Annotated in this window: 14 protein-coding genes; 5 read left to right on the top strand and 9 right to left on the bottom strand. The window is 38.6% G+C overall.

Features of this window, described 5'->3' with window-relative positions:
- Positions 1-9: 9 nt before the first annotated feature.
- Positions 10-1950 (bottom strand): tetratricopeptide repeat-containing sensor histidine kinase, encoded by a 1941-nt coding sequence (locus FEDK69T_RS04890; RefSeq protein WP_023573044.1) that lies wholly within the window; start codon positions 1948-1950, stop codon positions 10-12.
- A 137-nt stretch (positions 1951-2087) separates the two neighbouring features.
- Positions 2088-2294: a hypothetical protein gene (locus FEDK69T_RS04885; RefSeq protein ID WP_023573043.1), complete on the bottom strand. Its 207-nt coding sequence runs from the start codon at positions 2292-2294 to the stop codon at positions 2088-2090.
- Positions 2295-2459: 165 nt separating this feature from the next.
- Between FEDK69T_RS04885 and FEDK69T_RS04880 the strand changes: the two genes are divergently transcribed.
- On the top strand, positions 2460-3188 hold the full coding sequence (locus tag FEDK69T_RS04880; protein WP_023573042.1) for a metallophosphoesterase: 729 nt from the start codon (positions 2460-2462) through the stop codon (positions 3186-3188).
- 53 nt (positions 3189-3241) lie between these two features.
- The gene (locus tag FEDK69T_RS04875) at positions 3242-3814 is read left to right on the top strand and encodes a PhnA domain-containing protein (protein WP_023573041.1); all 573 of its coding nucleotides are present in this window, start codon (positions 3242-3244) and stop codon (positions 3812-3814) included.
- Positions 3815-3880: 66 nt separating this feature from the next.
- Here the strand turns inward: FEDK69T_RS04875 and FEDK69T_RS15385 are convergent, their stop codons facing one another.
- From FEDK69T_RS15385 to FEDK69T_RS04840, 7 genes are all read right to left on the bottom strand, one after another.
- Positions 3881-4450 carry a hypothetical protein gene (locus FEDK69T_RS15385; RefSeq protein ID WP_023573040.1) on the bottom strand — a complete coding sequence of 190 codons (570 nt, stop codon included), beginning with the start codon at positions 4448-4450 and terminating at the stop codon, positions 3881-3883.
- Between the two features lie 4 nt (positions 4451-4454).
- Positions 4455-5021 (bottom strand): hypothetical protein, encoded by a 567-nt coding sequence (locus tag FEDK69T_RS04865; protein ID WP_023573039.1) that lies wholly within the window; start codon positions 5019-5021, stop codon positions 4455-4457.
- 374 nt (positions 5022-5395) lie between these two features.
- On the bottom strand, positions 5396-6286 hold the full coding sequence (locus FEDK69T_RS04860; protein WP_023573038.1) for a CPBP family intramembrane glutamic endopeptidase: 891 nt from the start codon (positions 6284-6286) through the stop codon (positions 5396-5398).
- Between the two features lie 86 nt (positions 6287-6372).
- Positions 6373-6747: a hypothetical protein gene (locus FEDK69T_RS04855; protein WP_035630325.1), complete on the bottom strand. Its 375-nt coding sequence runs from the start codon at positions 6745-6747 to the stop codon at positions 6373-6375.
- Between the two features lie 84 nt (positions 6748-6831).
- Positions 6832-8379 carry an L-piperidine-6-carboxylate dehydrogenase gene (amaB, locus tag FEDK69T_RS04850; RefSeq protein WP_035630372.1) on the bottom strand — a complete coding sequence of 516 codons (1548 nt, stop codon included), beginning with the start codon at positions 8377-8379 and terminating at the stop codon, positions 6832-6834.
- A gap of 118 nt (positions 8380-8497) precedes the next feature.
- Positions 8498-9034, bottom strand: a complete 537-nt coding sequence (locus FEDK69T_RS04845) for a 3-hydroxyanthranilate 3,4-dioxygenase (RefSeq protein WP_023573035.1) — start codon at positions 9032-9034, stop codon at positions 8498-8500.
- Between the two features lie 66 nt (positions 9035-9100).
- Positions 9101-10201, bottom strand: coding sequence for an endonuclease/exonuclease/phosphatase family protein (locus FEDK69T_RS04840; RefSeq protein ID WP_023573034.1), 1101 nt, complete (start codon positions 10199-10201; stop codon positions 9101-9103).
- A gap of 413 nt (positions 10202-10614) precedes the next feature.
- On the opposite strand from FEDK69T_RS04840, the gene FEDK69T_RS04835 reads away from it, so the two are divergent.
- Genes FEDK69T_RS04835 through FEDK69T_RS04825 form a run of 3 tightly spaced genes read left to right on the top strand, consistent with a single transcriptional unit; the run spans position 10615 to position 15321 of the window.
- Positions 10615-13485 carry a TonB-dependent receptor gene (locus FEDK69T_RS04835; protein WP_035630326.1) on the top strand — a complete coding sequence of 957 codons (2871 nt, stop codon included), beginning with the start codon at positions 10615-10617 and terminating at the stop codon, positions 13483-13485.
- Between the two features lie 10 nt (positions 13486-13495).
- The gene (locus FEDK69T_RS04830; RefSeq protein ID WP_023573032.1) at positions 13496-14851 is read left to right on the top strand and encodes a DUF5689 domain-containing protein; all 1356 of its coding nucleotides are present in this window, start codon (positions 13496-13498) and stop codon (positions 14849-14851) included.
- A gap of 5 nt (positions 14852-14856) precedes the next feature.
- Complete coding sequence (locus tag FEDK69T_RS04825) at positions 14857-15321, top strand: hypothetical protein (protein ID WP_023573031.1); 465 nt, start codon at positions 14857-14859, stop codon at positions 15319-15321.
- Positions 15322-15558 lie beyond the last annotated feature (237 nt).

Below are 15558 nucleotides of genomic sequence, written 5' to 3'. Positions count from 1 at the left end.
AATATAAAACTATGTTATAATTTTCAAATTAATCTGAGTTCCTTTTCCGAGTTCGGACCAAATAGCGAGTTCGCCGTTGATCTCCACAGCTCGTTCCCGCATATTCTTATGCCCGATTCCAGGTTTAATTGTTTTGGAGTCAAATCCGACACCATCATCAGCAATGGAGATCTGCAGAAGTCCTTCTTCCCGTGTAATTCGGATGCAGACGCTCTTGGCTTCGGCATATTTCTGAATATTATGCAACGCTTCCTGTAAAATGCGATATACCTGCATTTTCACGACACTGTGTACATTATTCCAGTCAATTTTCTCATCTGCAACCAGTTTGAACTGCAACTGGGAATGTCCTTTGGCAGCTTCCATCAGATTGGTAACCATCAATGTAAAATCGGAAACATCGGCAAAAAGATTCTGACTCAAATCATGGGAGATTTTGCGGACTTCCTTCTCAACATTCTGAATTTCATCGATGTGTTCCAGGCAGCGGGCAATGGTTTCCGGATCGGTATTTTTACCCAGCACAAAAAGGTTCAAGCGGATGGCAGTTAATTTCCCCATAATACCGTCGTGTAACTCTTTTGAAATTCTTCTTTGTTCTATTTGTTTCCCTTCTTCGATTTTTTGTTGTTGCTCGAGCATCAGTTGATAGATTTCGGCGTTGGCCAACTGCTGTTGCTGAAGGTAGCGCAATTCCCTGTTTTTGGCACGCTGCAAACGGGAAACATAAAACAAAATGATTATCACAATGAAAAATAAACTGGACCCGAGTATCATCCAGCGCTGTGTAGAAATTTTTTCTTTTTCGGCTTCAGCGGTATTTTTCTCGTTCGTAATTTCATCAGTTTCAAACTCGATCCGAGCGAATTTATTGCGGGTGGCACGTTCCACGTTTTGAAGACTGTCGTTGAGAGTGATGTACCTTTTGTTGTAGGCAGAATTATTTCGAGGGTCAATTTTAGAGAGAAGTTCCAAAGCCTTAAGTTCGTCTTCAAAAACTTTGTTGCTATGAGCCAAAATCCGTACCTCATCCGCATGGCGTTTGGCTGCTATGGAATCCTTTTTTGATAAAAAATATTCGGAAAGATACAGTTTGGAAGTAAGCTGCACTGGAATATTCTGAAGGCTGTCGCCAATTTTTAGGGTTTCATTAAATAAATCCAGGCAATGGTTATCTCCTAATTTGAATTTGGAATAGGCCTTATTGTTCGTAAGATAACAAAAAATTACCGGTTCAATCTTTCTATAATTTTCAAAACTCAGCGCTGAATCGGCATACTTTAAGGCATCTTTATAGTTTCCATTCTTCTGAGAAATTTTTCCGATATAATTGTACGGCTGTGCCTTTAAACTGAAATATTGTGGATCTTTTTTTAGATCTTCTGTTTTGGCTATAGCTTTTTTATAATATTCTACTGCTTTTTCTAAATCATTTATTCCACCAAGTGAATTTCCAATGGTGATGTAACTGTCGTAAATAATTCTATGATTTGAGTTTTTTAAAGCAAACCTTAATGCATTTACAGCTGCTATTTCTGAACCAGAATAGTCTTTGTTTATAAACAATAAATTTGCTTTATTTTCGGATATTTCCTCATAATAGAACTTTTCTTTACTTCTTTTAGAAATCTTTTCAGCCTTAGAAAAATGAAAAAAGGCGCTATCATTCGAAAAATTAATTAAATTATAAACTCCAAGCCCATAATTTGCTTTTACACCTGCATAATCATTTTTTGTTTCAACAGAAAACTTAAGCAGTTTATTATTAATCGTAACGTACTTGTCATAATCTTCCAAATAATAATAAATGTTTGCTAAACGAAGATGATCTTTAACATTGAGAAAAGTATTTGGTTGTCTAAGAATATAATCATAAATAATATTTGAGGAAGCAATTCTTTGACCTTTCCTTAACCCCTTGTTCTCTGCAATAAGGAATAAGGAATCCATTTTACTAGTATTTTTTTCAGTAAAAAAATTATCACTATCTTTTTTACACGATATAAAAAGAGTTAAAATGAAACACAAGCGTAGTGATTTTCTCAAAATAATTTTTCCCAAATATAATATTTTAAAAATACTATTTATCAATTTTCAAAAAGACTAGGCTTTGGTCTAACAGGCGGATCAATCTCATTTCCTTCCCTTGAAATCGAATCCCGCTGCATCATCGCATCCGCATAATCAAAAGCTGTTGGTAAGGGGTTAGGTTGTGCTTCCATTTCTTCCAAGGAACAGGATTGCAATAAAAGTAAAGCGATAAAAACGGCGAATACAAGTGCTACTCTTTTCATTTTTTAAGGTTTTAAAGTTGTTTGTTTGATAGCCGCAAAACTATCTTCACACCATACGGCCCTATTGCGGCTTTCCGTCAAAAAATGTTAATTTTGTAGCTTTTTTCTTTAGTGTTTGATTATCCCGATTGTTTTTAGGACATTTGAATAAAATTCAGACAAGCAATGAGCAGAACTCTGGTAATCGGCGACATACATGGCGGACTCAAAGCCCTAGAACAGGTTTTGGAACGGGCCCACGTGACCACCAACGACAAACTTATCTTCCTGGGGGATTTTGTGGACGGCTGGAACGATACGCCTTTTGTAATTGATTTCCTGATTGACCTGGACAAAACCCACAATTGCGTTTTCATTCAGGGAAACCACGAAGAAATGCTCCTGCGCTGGCTCTCCGAAGGTCATGACAACGAAGAATGGCGTCTGCACGGTGGACAATCCACCGTGGATGTTTACGGAAAAATTGATGCTGACAGGGTTTCGGCGCACATCAACTTCCTAATTAAACTGAACGACTATCATCTGGACGATCAAAACCGACTGTTTGTGCACGCCGGGTTTACCAATCAGAAAGGTGTGGAATACGAGTATTTCAAAGGGATGTTCTGTTGGGACCGTACCTTGTGGGAAGCCGCCCTATCCATGGATGCCACCTTGGGAAGAAAAGATTTATTTTACCCGCAACGTTTGGCTTTGTACGAAGAGATATTTATCGGTCACACGCCCGTAACGCGAATTGGGTATTCGGTTCCGGTGAACCGTGCCAATGTCTGGAACGTGGATACTGGTGCGGCTTTCAAAGGAAGACTGACCATCATGGATGTGGACACCAAAGAATTCTGGCAAAGTAGACCTTTACCGGAACTGTATCCCGACGAAAAAGGAAGGAACTAAATTTGTATATTTGCACCTCATTTAAGCCATGACAAACTCTTAAAACGACAACAATGAGTGTAATTGAAAAAAAACTAAAAGACCGCAGTGATTCGAAATGTGAATTGTGCGGCAATCCACATGATTTGCAGGTATATAACCTTCCTCCTGAGAACAAAGAAAGTTTAGAAACCAGCATTTTGGCTTGCAAAACCTGCGTGGGACAGATCGAAAACCCGGAAACCACTGATGCCAACCACTGGCATTGCCTTTCGGACAGCATGTGGAGCGAGCATCTGCCGGTACAGATCGTTTCCTGGAGAATGCTTACCCGTTTGAAAAAGAACGACCTGTTAGAGATGATGTATCTGGACGAAGAAGCTTTGGAATGGGCAAAAGCTACCGGGGAAGGCGACGACGACGAAGGTAAAATCGTCCACAAGGATTCTAACGGCAATATTTTGTTCGACGGGGATTCTGTAGTACTGATTAAAGATTTGGACGTGAAAGGCGCTAATTTCACGGCAAAACGCGGGGCAGCCGTTCACAACATCAAACTGGTTTGGGACAACGCCGAACAGATTGAAGGAAGAGTCGAAGGACAGCATATCGTTATCCTTACGCAGTATGTTAAGAAGACGAAGTAATTTCAAGCTATAAAACAAAAACCCGATTCGTCTGAATCGGGTTTTTTTTATGCATGTAATTAGAAGTTATTTTTCCAGATGGATTTGAAATCCAATACCCGCGTTAAAAATTTTTGTTGAGCTTTCAGTATGAGAAGAATAAGCGGTTTTTTCTAGACCATAAGCAAGTGAAAGTTCTAAAGCCACACTGCTGTTAAAATAAATAGCTGAACCTGCTTTAAAAATGGTTTTGTTTCCTTTAGTATAATTACCAAATTTGCCTATCCAATGTTCATAACTGTAACTGACTTGCGAAAAGATATTAATTCTACTTTCGGTTTTTAAAAAGTAGTACCTCACAAACGGTCCGATACCATAAGCAGTAGAACTATTATTCCTTCCATATGGATTTACAACCAAAAAAGATGGTGTTAAACCTACAGCAAATTTATCGGCAACAAAATAACCAACAGTTGGAAACAACTCTAAATATGAGATATTTGATGAACCTTTCCCACCAGTATCAAATGTTATTTCTGAATCCTCACTAGTGAACATTCCGCTTCCCCCGACCATCCAATTCCTTTTGGTGATTTGGGCATTAGAGATAAAAAATGACACTAAAGTGATAGCTAGTAAAAGTTGCTTTTTATTCATCTGTTTATTCTTTTTCTAAATGAACTTGTAAGCCGAAGCCTAAATAAATGTTATTATTAATATAATTTTCGCTATTGTTTTTTGAATATTTTAAAACAGTTTCAAAAGCTACTGAGCTATTTAAGAAAAAAGCCAAACCCGTTTTCAAACCAAAACCATTACTATTTCCTAAATTCTCACTAATAAAATGGTTATAAGAAGGTTCTAAAAAAACATTATAATTCTTGTCATAATCCAAAAAATAATACCTGACAAAAGGGCTGATTCCTAAATTCATACCATCAAATCTCAATTTGTTCTCTTCGATAAAACTATTTACATAGTTAATACTCGAGCCAACTGCTAATTTATTTTTTATGAAATAAGCAACATTAGGTTCTAATAAAATTGTATAACCTCCAATACCACTATAGGTTATTTCTGTTCCGTTAGAATTGTTGTTTTTACTTTCTGTTTTTGAGTAACTAAAACTGGCATTACCACCCACCATCCAATTGCCTTTGGTAATTTGGGCATTAACGGTAAAAAAGGAGAATAGTGTAATGAATAATAGAAATTTAATCGTTTTCACGTTTTGAATAATTTTATTTTAAAATATGAGGATACTGATGATTTTTAATTGCTTGGAAAATCAAAATACAAGCAGAAAGCCAATCTTTTCCTTCCACTTACAAAATTCAAGTAAGGCCTTTCTTAAAATTTCGAGCAAATCTAAATAAAAGATTTTAAAACAATTGTGTGTGTTTTTGTTATTTTTTAAAAAATAATCGTATTGAAAACCACTTAAAACTTTGCAATTTATTTCCTTACGAAGGAAAGACAGATTGAAGGCCCTGTGGAAGAACAATATATAGTTATCCTTTCGCAGTATGTAAAGAAGACAAAGTAGTTCCGAAACTATAAAAAACAAGAAACCCGACTCAACTGAATCGGGTTTCTTGTTTTTTAATTTCTGATAATCATTTCTTCCTTAGAAAGTAATTCAAAAACCGGTTTGAAATTTCGTTTACCATCTTTGAATTCGATTGTAAAATCATAACGAGCCATAGGAACGACTGACGAGTACTTACCTTTCAAATTAGAATCTAACAAACCCAAATCCAAAAGTCTGTTAATAGTGATGTTCTTCCCGATGACTTTATTGCTTTCATCCGTGATGGTTGTAGTATTGAAATCTAAAACCGGCACCTGCTGATAGGTAATTTTTACATTATCTTTTTCAATAACCAGAATCTCTTCAGAAACAAATTGAAGACTTAATAGTGTACTAGTTAACACTATCAAATTCCAGGCACCATGGAACAGCATCGCTACTACTAGCCTGGCATTTATTGTTATCCAAGTAAAAAACAGTCCTAGCGCAATTTGTGACAATACAAACGGGTTCCATTGATTGGTAAAATCTTCAGCACTGTAATGAATCAAACCGAAAACAACCGCATTACTGACAATAAAAAGAGCAAAAATCAAATTATTTTTAAACTTATTATAAAGCGTTATCAGCACAAAAAAAACAATCACGTTAAGCACCACAAATGCAGTTGAGTACTTCGAATAAAACGCCAAACTAGTATAGGATAAAAATCCAATTAAAGCGATTACTCTCAGTTTGTTACTGCTCGAAAAAAAACCTCTAAAAGATAATTCTTCCAAAACGGGGGCGACAAAAGAACCATAAACCATTAAAAGAAGTATTGGCATTCCGTCCAACTCATTGACTCTACTAGCCGGCAGATTAACATCCAAAAACAAAACCATCAGACTAAATACAGCAAATAAACCAATCGCCAAAACGGGTATCCAGTTGTGACGGAAATTTGTAATCTTTTTTAACATCATGTATCCTTTAAAAATAAAAATCCGACCCATTTGAGCCGGATTACAATATTACGCATAATCTTACAAAAACCAAATCCTATCATTTATTCCGGAATTAACTGCACCGTAATAATTTGCGGTATTACATGGCAAACATCGGCACTAACCGTAATGGTTTCAGAGGTATATGTATGATAACCCGATTTCATCACAGTCAGCAGATAATTGCCTTTCCTTTCCCAGGCTCCGGTAAAAACATCCGAACCCGGGAAGAGTTTCAGTGTTTCGTAATAGGGCCCATCCGTGACAAATATCGCAACGTCCTCGGTCAAAACCGCATTGGTGACGGCGTCCTGAACCGTTACATTGAGTCCGGCTCGGGCTTCCTGAGTGCAATTAATCTGGTTATCATCGTCGTCATTGCACTGATTAGCCATCAGCAATGGCATCAAACACAGGAGAAGAAGTAGTTTTTTCATCGCATACTGATTAAATTACCACATAAAATTGCATAAAAAAACCGACTTATAAAAGTCGGTTTCCTGTTTATTTAAAGCAATCGATTAAAAATCAAATTTGATTCCCTGTGCCAACGGAAGCGCTGTTCCGTAGTTAATCGTATTGGTTTGTCTTCTCATGTAAGCTTTCCAAGCATCTGATCCTGACTCACGGCCACCACCTGTTTCTTTCTCTCCACCGAAAGCCCCACCGATTTCCGCTCCGGAAGTTCCGATGTTTACATTCGCAATACCGCAATCCGATCCGGCTGCAGAAAGGAATAATTCCATTTCTCTCATGTTGTTGGTGAAGATAGACGATGATAACCCTTGAGGAACGCCGTTTTGAATCGCAATTGCTTCTTCAATCGTGCTGTATTTCATCACATACAATACCGGTGCAAAAGTTTCGTGCTGTACGATTTCGAATTCGTTTTTCGCTTCGATGATGCACGGTTTTACGTAGCATCCGCTTTCGTATCCTTCTCCTTCTAAAACGCCGCCTTCAACGATAACTCTTCCGCCTTCCGCTTTCGCTTTTTCGATAGCGCTCAGGTAATCCTGAACTGCACCTTTATCGATTAGCGGTCCAACGTGGTTTGTTTCGTCCAAAGGATTTCCGATTTTCAGCTGACCATAAGCGTTTTTCAATACGTCTAATGTTTTGTCATAGACACTATCGTGAACGATTAAACGACGGGTTGATGTACAACGCTGTCCTGCAGTTCCCACCGCTCCGAACACCGCTCCTACCAATACCATTGATAAATCGGCATTTTCCGAAACGATAATTGCGTTGTTTCCTCCTAATTCCAAAATTGTGTTTCCGAAACGGGAAGCCACCACTTGCGATACGTGACGACCGATTCTTGTAGAACCTGTAAAGGACACCAATGGAATACGTTTATCGTTGTTTATCAAGTCTCCGGATTCGTTACCTACTACCAGGCAGCTTAATCCTTCCGGCAAGTTGTTTCTTTTTAATACGGTTTGGATGATGTTCTGACAAGCTACGGCGCACAAAGGTGTTTTAGAGCTTGGTTTCCAGATACAAACGTCACCGCAAATCCAGGCAATCATTGAGTTCCATGACCATACGGCTACCGGGAAGTTGAACGCAGAAATGATTCCCACGATTCCAAACGGATGCCATTGCTCGTACATTCTGTGCATCGGACGCTCAGAGTGCATAGTCAAACCGTGTAACTGACGGGAAAGACCAACTGCAAAATCACAGATATCGATCATTTCCTGAACTTCCCCTAAACCTTCCTGGTAGGATTTCCCCATTTCGTAAGAAACCAGTTTACCCAGCGCTTCTTTATTTTTTCTAAGCTCCTCTCCCATTTGGCGAACGATTTCACCACGCTTCGGAGCCGGAACTAAACGCCATGTTTTGAACGCTTCTTCAGCAGCTTTCATAGCGGTTTCATAATCTTCTTTTGTAGCAGATTTTACTTTTCCGATCAATTCGCCGGTTGCCGGAGAATACGATTCGATGATTTTCCCGTTAGAAAACCAGTTGGAACCGGTTGAAGCTCCTTCATTTATCTCTTTTAAGCCTAATTGATCCAAGGCTTCCTGAATACCAAATTGGTCTACTGCTGTTGTTATCATTATTGTTGATTAATAGTGTTTTTTTATATTTTTTGCAAAGTTACGTTTTTTTGTTAAATAAATAATATTGCTAGCGTTAAAACTAACCCAAAGGAAATCAAAGGTTTAAAATGATCTATTTTGCCACAAATCGCGGATCTGCTTCCATTACGGTGCCGCACTCGGAACAGGTTCGCAGTAATTCCGAATTATAAAAATGCTGAAAATGAGGCAGAAAATCTTTTTCGATATCTTTTAATTCGAAAAAAACTTCGTACAGCTTGTGATTGCAGTTATCGCAATGCCACAGTAATCCGTCTGTGAATCCTTTCCCGGCACGTTTTCTTTCAATTACCAATCCGATGGAACCCTCGCTGCGCACCGGCGAATGTGGTACACGCGCAGGATGAAGGTACATGTCTCCCGCTTTCAGTTCCATTTCCTTGCGCTGACCATCTTCCTGAATTATCACTTTTATGTTGCCTTCGAGCTGATAAAATAATTCTTCGGTTTCGTTATAATGATAATCTTTTCGGGCATTGGGACCTGCAACAATCATCACGATATAATCTTCGGAATCCACATAAACATTTTTATTGCCCACCGGTGGTTTTAGCAAATGTCGGTTGTCTTCAATCCACTGATTAAGATTGAATGGTTTTAAAATCGCCATAATTTCAGTTTTTAGCCTTGCTAATTTACAAAATAAAAAAGGCCGACTTCAGCCGGCCTCATTATTTTATTTCCCTTCGCGTATCAAATAAATGTAAACTGGGAAGTGGTCACTGAAACCTACTTCGGTTAACGTATGTCGCAGCGGATATCCTTTGTACTGACCAGAAGTTGTAATCAGGAACGGTTTATTGTAAATACCAGCCTTCCAATATCTCCAAGAACTGTAATCATTTTTAATCAGCGGCTCGGTTATCATGATGATATCGAAAATATCCCAGGCATCACGGTAACCAATAGTTCCCATCCCTTGGTTGGCCATGCTTTCAAAAGGATTGTAAACACCTAAAGATTTCACATCGGTCTTCTTTCCTTTGGCACCAATCACTTCTTTAACGCTCTTGTTGAAACTGCCGTCGTTCAAATCCCCAAGGATGATCACTTTGGCTTCTGGTTTGATTCGTTGGAGTGAATCGGTGATTTTTTTGGTCAATGCTGCTGCGGCTTCACGGTAAGGAGCACTTTTCTTTTCTCCTCCCGAACGCGATGGCCAGTGGCACACGATCACATTGATCTCTTCTCCGTCCAATAAACCGGTAACCAGCAGCTGGTCACGGGTGTAGATTCTTTTTGATTTGGCATCTACCTGTGAATTATCATCAGTTTTTTCTTCTGCATCTTTTTTATTCTTCTTATCACCGTTATTTTCATAAATCATCAACGGGATGTTTTTATAACTAAGCGGTTGGAAATCTTTTTTCTTATAAAGCAAAGCCACGTCGATTCCTCGTTTGTCGGGAGAATCAAAATGCACAATACCATAATCTTTGTCGATCAATTTGGGTTGTTTTACCAAATCCTCCAAAACGCCACGGTTTTCAATCTCACTGCCCCCGATTAAAACCGGAGATTCTGTTTGAGATTCGCCTGTACCCAATTCAGACAATACCCGGCTTAAGTTTTCCAGCTTCTTTTTATACTTTTCCCCAGTCCAGTTCTGCACCCCGTTTGGCAGCCACTCTTCGTCAATATTTGGTCCGTTTATGGTATCAAACAAGTTTTCAAAATTGTAAAATGCCACTGTCTGAACATTATATTTCTTCTGCTGCGCCATAGCGGACTGAATCGAAATAAACAAAAGAAACAAAAAAACAACTCTATTTTTCATACATCTCATAGCTGATTATCCTTTACTAAAACACTTTTCAAATCGACGGAAAATTATCTGATTGCAGTACAAATGCCAGGCAAAAAGAAGCAGATCTCATTTCAATTTTCATTATTGGGCGACAAATGTAACACAATATTATTAAAATGCATGTTTTTATAACATTAATAGATTTATATAAAAACACAATAACCAAAATAGAGGCAATCTATTCACAATTATCTGATTGGCAAATAATTATAATTCAATCAATTATTATTTAAAATTTTTTAAATATATTTTATGATTAAGTTAAGATTAAGTTTTTGGAAAATTTATAACATCCACATTGCAAGTTGTTATAAAACATGTAAATTTGCGCCCCTTTGTTTGTTTTTTAACTAAAACACAAGGAATTAACTCTAATCTTATTTATGAAAAAACTTGTACTCTTTACTTTACTTGTGATGCAAGTCGTTTTTGCCTGGGCGCAACAAACCCCTGCCGTAAAAGGTAAGGTTATCGACTCAAAAACACAGAAAGCACAACAAAATGTTTTGGCGACTATTCAAAGCACGAACCAGTCGACAGTTACCAATGCCCAAGGAGAATTCATCTTCCCAATTGCGGCAGAGGGAAATCAGATCTTGCTGATTCGCAGCACCGGTTATTTACCTCAATCGTTTCCTATCGAAATCAAAAAAGGGCAATCCCTCGACTTGGGCGTAATAGTTTTGGAAGAAGACGTTACTACAGAGCAACGTTTAGCCTTGGTTGTAATTACCGACAATGATTTGGGGGATGACAATAGCGGTTCTGAAAGCACTTCGGGACTTTTACAGGCTTCCCGTGATGCATACCAACAGGCGGCAGCATTCAACTGGGGTCAGGCCCGTTTCCAAATTCGTGGTTTAGATAACCAGTACGGAAACACCATGATCAATGGAGTTGTCATGAACAAACTGTATGATGGTCGCCCACAATGGAGCAACTGGGGTGGTTTAAATGATGCGATGCGAAATCAGGAATTCACCATGGGTTCTGCTCCTTCCGATTATACTTTCGGAGGCATATTAGGTTCGCAGCAAATCAGCACGAGAGCTTCTTATTACAGACCCGGAGCACGAGTTTCGTTCTCAAGTACAAATACAAACTATAGCTGGAGAAGTATGGGAACTTATGCTTCAGGGATGAACAGCAAAGGATGGGCCTTTGTGGTATCGGGTTCAAGAAGATGGGCCGAAGAAGGTTTCTTTGAAGGATCCGATTATGGAGCAGTTTCACTTTTTGCCAGCGTTGAAAAAAGATTTAACGACAGCCACAGCTTAAACTTCACATCCATTTATGCGCAGAACAGCAGAGGGAAAAATTCTCCGAACACGGACGAAGTAACCGATATGGCAGGAATAAAATACAATTCCTACTGGGGCTGGCAAGACGGTAAAAAAAGAAATTCCAGAGATAAAGACGTACAGGAGCCCATCATGATGTTAAGTCATTATTGGAGAATGAACGAAAAAACAAGTTTAAACACCAACGTTGCTTATCAGACAGGGACCGTTGGCAACAGCAGAATCGATTTCCAGGGCGTTAACAACCCGGATCCTACTTATTACAGAAATCTGCCAAGTTACTATCTTTCCTTATACAACAATGATCCCGCTTATGTATTGGCAAATGATCCTTCTGCGTATGCACCCGGCGGTTTAGGAGGTATCCATACACCAGATTTAGTAAGTGCATCTGATCCGAATGTAGCCACTTTTCTGGATCCGAACAAAAGACAGGTTAATTGGGACGGAATGTATAATGCCAATTCAAAAACCGATGCAGGAAACAGCGTTTATGTTTTATACGAAGACCGTACAGACGATACGCAATGGACGGCAAATACCATTTTAAACTCACAGATAGCGGATAACATTACTTTAAATGCAGGAGGGACTTTCAGACATTTAAAATCCCACAACCACAAATATTTATTGGATCTGTTGGGAGGACAATACTACAACGACATCAATACTTTTGGAAATAATGAAAATCAGATAGAATCCGATTTGAATAATCCGGGAAGAACGGTTGGAGAAGGCGATTCATACGGCTACAACTACAACATGTATGCTACTGCCATTGATGCTTTCACGCAATTTAAATTCACCTATCGAAAATTTGACTTCTACCTGTCGCAATCTTACGCCAGAAACGAATACCAAAGAGAAGGTTTATACAGAAACGGATACTATCCAATGAATTCTTTTGGAGACAGTAAAAAAATTGCTTTTGACAACTTTGGTTTTAAAGGAGGTTTGACCTATAAACTTTCCGGTAATCATTTGTTCACCTTTAACGGTGTAAGAATGACTAAAGCACCGACTTTAAGAAACACTTTTCCTAATGCGCGTGTAAACAACAATATCGTTCCGGGATTACGCAATGAAACCGTTTCAAGTGCCGATGCAAGTTACATTTTAAGAACTCCGAAAGTTAAAGCACGTATTACAGCTTTCTATTCGAAAATAGAAAACGCTACAGAAACCTCTTTCTTCTTTGCTGACGGAGTTTCGATAGAAGATGGCAACCCTGACACGGCTGATGAGAGCAGTAACTTTGTAGCCGAAACCGTAACAGGAATTGACAAGAAAAATATTGGTGCCGAATTCGGAATCGAATACCAGGTCACTTCAACGATCAAAGCAACGGCAACCGCTTCTTACGGAGAATACACTTACGACAACAATCCAAATGTAGCCTTATCTGTAGACGCTTTAGCATCAAACTCAAACCTGGCGCCGGTTACCAACTACGGAGAGGCAAAACTTAAAGATTATTACCAGGCAGGTATGCCGCAAAAAGCCGCTTCCTTTGGATTGGAATACCGCGATCCTCATTTCTGGTGGATTGGTGCCAATGTGAATTACCTAGCAGACCGCTACCTGGATATTGCCCCAATTTTAAGAACCGATAACTTTTTCAAAAACCCGGAAAGCATCAGCGGAAATTCATTCCCTGAAGCTACAGAGGAAAGAGCGCGTCAATTGCTAAAACAAGAGAAATTCGACGATTTAACACTGGTCAACCTAAGCGGTGGTAAGTCATGGAAAATAGGAAAACAAATGATCGGTTTCTTCGCCTCATTAAACAACGTGTTCGACATCAAATATAAAACAGGTGGCTACGAACAGGCAAGAAATGCATCCTACAGAGAATTAAATCAGGATGTTTCAAGTGGCACGCCAGCATTCGCGCCTAAATATTTCTACGGTTACGCAAGAACGTACTTCGTTAACCTTTACATTAACTTCTAATCTTAAAAAAATGAAAACGAGAATTATAAAATCAGCTCTTTTATTTGCGTTCTTGGGAACGGCTTTAACCGGATGTGTAAATGGTGACGATTATAACACTCCTGACTTACAATGTATCGAAACTACTTTGGCAAAAACAAAAGAGGTTTCTGAAATTCCAGTGAGCGGTATGGTAGCACAATATACAGAAGACGATGTCATTGAAGCTTATGCAACTTCAAGTGATCAGGCAGGAAATTTCTTCAAATCGATTTCATTCCAAACCTTGGATGGTTCAAAAGCATTCAGTGTTCCAACCGAATACACTTCTTCATTCATCGACTATCAGCCGGGTAAAAAAGTGTTGATCAAACTGAAAGGCCTTTATACGAATATCAAAGACGGAGGAATGGTAATCGGAGGAATTTATCTTGATAACGGAGTGGCTCAGGTGGGTCGTCTTTCCATGTCGCAAACAAAAAACGCATTAAAAGGTTCATGTACCACGGTAAGTGAAGAGCAATTGGTACAACATGTAACCCTTGCTCAATTATCAACTAATACCGACAGCTACCTGAACAAACTTATCGAAGTAGAAAACGTTCAGCTAACTGATGCTGCTATTGGCAAACACTATTATGAAAAAAACAACGAAATAGGCGGAGGTACAAACCATTATATTACCGATAAAACGGGAACTCAAATGGTTTTCAGAACAAGTAAGTATGCACAATTTGCTCATAAACTGGCCGCAATTGGCAGCGGAAAAATAAGAGGTGTACTAACTCGTTATGGAGATACTTACCAATTTATGGTCCGTTATGAGAGAGATATCATGCTAAATAACCCGCGTTTTGGCTTAATCAACCCATTCTATACAGAGGATTTTCAGTCGGCTGCCAATAATACAAACCTTAACATTCCGGGATGGACCAACTATGCACAATTAGGAAATGATTTATGGAAAGAAAAAATCTATTTATCTAATGGCTATGCCGAATTAAGTGCTTTTGGTTCTGGAGACGCACAGAATGTAGCATGGTTAGTAACTCCGGCTATCAATCTAAATACTTTTAACACACATATCCTTAAGTTCGATGCCTGTCAACACCATCTTGATGTTGACTCTCCAAACAACAGTTTAGAAGTATTGATATCAACGGATTTTGACGGAACTAATGTACAGGCGGCTACCTGGACAGCGATACCTTACAATGCTCCTGTAAAAGATACGCCAGATTATGAATTCCTTACCTCTACCATTGATTTATCATCTTACAGTGGCAACATCTATGTGGCATTCAAATTCAAAGGATCGGGAACTGACAACACTTTGGATGGCGCTTTTCAGGTTGATAATCTAAAAGTATTCGGTTTTAACAACTAAGCAACATGAAAAATATATTCAAAATTCCCCTTGTATTGACTCTTCTGATATTAACCGTATCCTGTGAAGAGGACGATGATACAAACTTCGTTCAGCAAAACTATCTGGCAGGGAAATGGATTCCTGTTGAAAAAGGAACTTTAAACGAGGAAAACATCTTGGATTATCTCCCTTATGAAAATGATGCCCAATGCGATTTAGATAATGTTGTCTTTAATGAAGATTTCACTTTTAGCAATACGGATTTCCAATATAATGGAACCACTTGCGAAAGCAATGTTTCAAAAGGAGATTACCGAAAAGAAGGAAGAACATTGATTCTAACAACAAAAGAGGAAATTGACGGTGTACCTACAGAAGTGGAAACAATTCAGAACCTGGTATCTTTAACTTATGATACCATGGAAATTTCATATACAGACGAAAACACAAATGCTGTAACGTTCATAAAGCTTGTTAAAGCAGAATAATAAAATTGAAATCCTAAAAAAAAGCACCTTTCATTAGGTGCTTTTTTATTTTACTGTTACTACTGCGATTGCCTCGAAGAATCAAAGACAGGACCATAAACATCATTAATCTGCCAACAAACTATTTATTGCTTAAATCAAAGGAAAACCACCAAAAGGCAACCAAACATCCTCACACATTAAAGGATTACCATATAACAAAAAAAGCGCCCTCAAGGGGCGCTTTTTCAATCATTT

The organism is Flavobacterium enshiense DK69 (assembly GCF_000498495.1).
GTDB classification, from domain to species: Bacteria; Bacteroidota; Bacteroidia; order Flavobacteriales; family Flavobacteriaceae; genus Flavobacterium; species Flavobacterium enshiense.
The sequence above is the reverse complement of the archived record's forward strand: the minus strand, read 5'-3'. Positions and strand labels throughout refer to the sequence as shown.

What these genes read in the sequence shown, in the direction of transcription:
- FEDK69T_RS04860 (WP_023573038.1), bottom strand. Translation starts at nt 6,286, where the DNA reads ATGTTAAAAAAGATTACAAATTTCCGTCACAACTGGATACCCGTTTTG.
- FEDK69T_RS04830 (WP_023573032.1), top strand. Translation starts at nt 13,496, where the DNA reads ATGAAAACGAGAATTATAAAATCAGCTCTTTTATTTGCGTTCTTGGGA.
- FEDK69T_RS04880 (WP_023573042.1), top strand. Translation starts at nt 2,460, where the DNA reads ATGAGCAGAACTCTGGTAATCGGCGACATACATGGCGGACTCAAAGCC.
- FEDK69T_RS15385 (WP_023573040.1), bottom strand. Translation starts at nt 4,450, where the DNA reads ATGAATAAAAAGCAACTTTTACTAGCTATCACTTTAGTGTCATTTTTT.
- FEDK69T_RS04875 (WP_023573041.1), top strand. Translation starts at nt 3,242, where the DNA reads ATGAGTGTAATTGAAAAAAAACTAAAAGACCGCAGTGATTCGAAATGT.
- FEDK69T_RS04890 (WP_023573044.1), bottom strand. Translation starts at nt 1,950, where the DNA reads ATGGATTCCTTATTCCTTATTGCAGAGAACAAGGGGTTAAGGAAAGGT.
- FEDK69T_RS04825 (WP_023573031.1), top strand. Translation starts at nt 14,857, where the DNA reads ATGAAAAATATATTCAAAATTCCCCTTGTATTGACTCTTCTGATATTA.
- FEDK69T_RS04885 (WP_023573043.1), bottom strand. Translation starts at nt 2,294, where the DNA reads ATGAAAAGAGTAGCACTTGTATTCGCCGTTTTTATCGCTTTACTTTTA.
- FEDK69T_RS04840 (WP_023573034.1), bottom strand. Translation starts at nt 10,201, where the DNA reads ATGAAAAATAGAGTTGTTTTTTTGTTTCTTTTGTTTATTTCGATTCAG.
- FEDK69T_RS04855 (WP_035630325.1), bottom strand. Translation starts at nt 6,747, where the DNA reads ATGAAAAAACTACTTCTTCTCCTGTGTTTGATGCCATTGCTGATGGCT.
- FEDK69T_RS04845 (WP_023573035.1), bottom strand. Translation starts at nt 9,034, where the DNA reads ATGGCGATTTTAAAACCATTCAATCTTAATCAGTGGATTGAAGACAAC.
- FEDK69T_RS04835 (WP_035630326.1), top strand. Translation starts at nt 10,615, where the DNA reads ATGAAAAAACTTGTACTCTTTACTTTACTTGTGATGCAAGTCGTTTTT.